We start from the raw sequence: 2279 nt of genomic DNA, 5'->3' as shown, positions 1-2279 counted from the left end.
GCGGCATCTTCTCAAGCGTCGCGACCAAGGATTCTCATCCTGATTGACGCGCTCTTCTCATCAAGTTTGTCGCGCTACACTGCTGGCTGAACCAGCCGCGAAACTCGGGCTGGCAGGTCGCGATCAGGTCGGGGGCGACGTGCAGGATGCCCGCGCCGGGGGTGCCGCACATCCATTTCAGGCTGGTGGACAGGGCAAAGTCCACCGCAGGTCGGCCCACGTCGAATGGCAAAAGCCCTGCAGCCTGCGTGATGTCCACGCCGATCAGGCTGCCCTGCGCGCGGCCATGGGCCACCAACCGGTCCAGATCACAGCGATGCGACGAGGTGGAACTGACCCAGGTCAGCAGCGCCAGCCCGACGTCCGGCCCCCAGGCCGCGATCATGTCGTCATCGTCAACCCAATGCGCGCCGGGACGCAGCGGCACGGTCTCCAGCGTGAAGCCGAACCGCGCCTGAAGCCCCGTCAGCAGGAAGTGCAGCGAGGGAAAGCAGTCACCGGCCACCAGAACACGCCGCCCGGCCAGATGCTGCGCAGGCAGCGCGCCGATCAGCGCATACAACCCGCCGGTCACGTTCTCGCAGGTGGTCACGCTGCGCTGGGGTGCACCGATCAGATTGCGCCAGTGGTCGATGAACTGCGCGCGCCGATCCAGGATGACGGGCCATTGCCCGTCGTCCGGCGTGCCCCAGACGATAGCGAACCCCTCCATCGCGCGGGCCAGATCCGCGGCCTTGCCGGGATACTGCCCGATCGAGTGATACAGGAAATAGCCGCTGCCGTCGGGGTCGCTTGCCGTCATGGTCAAATGGTCCTGTCTGTCGTCGCGTCAGTGCCCGAGGATCTGCCCGAGAAATGTCCTCGTGCGCTCGTTCTGAGGGTTGTGGAAAAAGGCCTCGGGCGCATTTTCTTCGACGATCCGCCCTGCGTCCATGAACACCACGCGGTTGGCGACCTGCCGGGCAAACCCCATCTCGTGCGTGACGCAGATCATGGTCATGCCCTCCTGCGCCAGGGCGATCATGGTATCCAGCACCTCCTTGATCATCTCGGGATCAAGCGCGGATGTCGGCTCGTCGAACAGCATGATCTTGGGCCGCATGCACAGGCTGCGGGCGATGGCGACACGCTGCTGCTGCCCGCCAGAAAGCTGCCCGGGATATTTGTCGGCCTGTTCGGGAATCCGCACCTTTTCAAGAAAGTGCATGGCCAAGTCGCGCGCTTCGGCGCGGGGCATCTTGCGCACCCACATCGGGGCGAGCGTGCAGTTTTCAAGGATGGTCAGATGGGGGAACAGGTTGAAGTGCTGGAACACCATCCCGACCTCGGAGCGGATTTTGTGGATGTTCTTGAGGTTGGCATTCAGTTCGATGTCATCGACGACGATCTGGCCGGATTGATGGTGCTCCAGCCGGTTGATGCAACGGATCAGGGTGGACTTGCCCGACCCCGACGGCCCGCAGACGACGATACGCTCGCCCTCGCGCACGGTCAGGTTGATGTCGTGCAGCACCTGGAACTGGCCGAACCACTTGTTCATGCCGGTGATGCGGATGGAGTCGGGCGGGGTGTCGGGCGCGTCGGGGCGGGGGGATGCGGACATGACGGTTCCTTTCGCGCGTTCAATGCGGGCGGTAGCGGTTTTCCAGATACGACACCAACCGCACGGCCGGCAGCAGGAAGATCAGATACATCAACGCCGCGGCGATCAGCGGCGAGGGGTTGGCGGTCAGCGCCTGCGCGTCGGTCGCCTGCTTGAGCAGATCGGGCATCGCCACGATCGAGGCCAGCGAGGTGTCCTTGGCGATGGCGACAGAGTTCGACGTATGGGCCGGGATGGCGATGCGGAACGCCTGCGGCAGGATCACCCGCAGGATGATCACCGGAAACGACAGCCCCAGCGCATCTGCTGCCTCGATCTGGCCCTTGGGTATGGCCTGAATCCCGGCGCGGAACACCTCGGCGGTGAAGGACGAGAACACCAGCCCAAGCGCCAGAGAGGCCGACACGAAGGGGCCAAAGCGTATGCCCATGAAGGGCAGCGCATAGTAGATCAGAACCAGCAGAACCAGAATCGGAATGGCGCGGAACAGGTCGATATAGGCGATGGCCAGCCAGCGCAGCGGCCGCGGCGCATACAGGCGGACCAGACAGACAAGCACGCCGACAATCGCCCCCAGCGTCAGGATGACAAAGGCCAGCGCCAGCGTGTTGCCTGTCAATCTGCATTCAAAACTGACCCATCGTGATCATTTAAAAATGACCCACCCGGGGGGTAG

General features: G+C 63.7%; 3 protein-coding genes. All 3 read right to left on the bottom strand.

Features of this window, described 5'->3' with window-relative positions; translation table 11 throughout:
• Nucleotides 1-34 precede the first annotated feature (34 nt).
• From ACFTOW_RS13530 to ACFTOW_RS13520, 3 genes are read right to left on the bottom strand one after another with little or no spacing between them, the layout of a single operon-like run.
• On the bottom strand, nt 35-802 hold the full coding sequence (locus ACFTOW_RS13530) for an aminotransferase class V-fold PLP-dependent enzyme (RefSeq protein ID WP_379916583.1): 768 nt from the start codon (nt 800-802) through the stop codon (nt 35-37).
• A gap of 27 nt (nt 803-829) precedes the next feature.
• Nucleotides 830-1603 (bottom strand): amino acid ABC transporter ATP-binding protein, encoded by a 774-nt coding sequence (locus ACFTOW_RS13525; RefSeq protein WP_379916581.1) that lies wholly within the window; start codon nt 1601-1603, stop codon nt 830-832.
• Between the two features lie 19 nt (nt 1604-1622).
• Nucleotides 1623-2222: an amino acid ABC transporter permease gene (locus ACFTOW_RS13520; RefSeq protein WP_379916579.1), complete on the bottom strand. Its 600-nt coding sequence runs from the start codon at nt 2220-2222 to the stop codon at nt 1623-1625.
• Between the last annotated feature and the right edge of the window lie 57 nt (nt 2223-2279).

Source organism: Lacimonas salitolerans (assembly GCF_042677865.1).
GTDB classification, from domain to species: Bacteria; Pseudomonadota; Alphaproteobacteria; order Rhodobacterales; family Rhodobacteraceae; genus Lutimaribacter; species Lutimaribacter salitolerans.
This window is presented reverse-complemented; position numbering and strand designations above follow the sequence as displayed.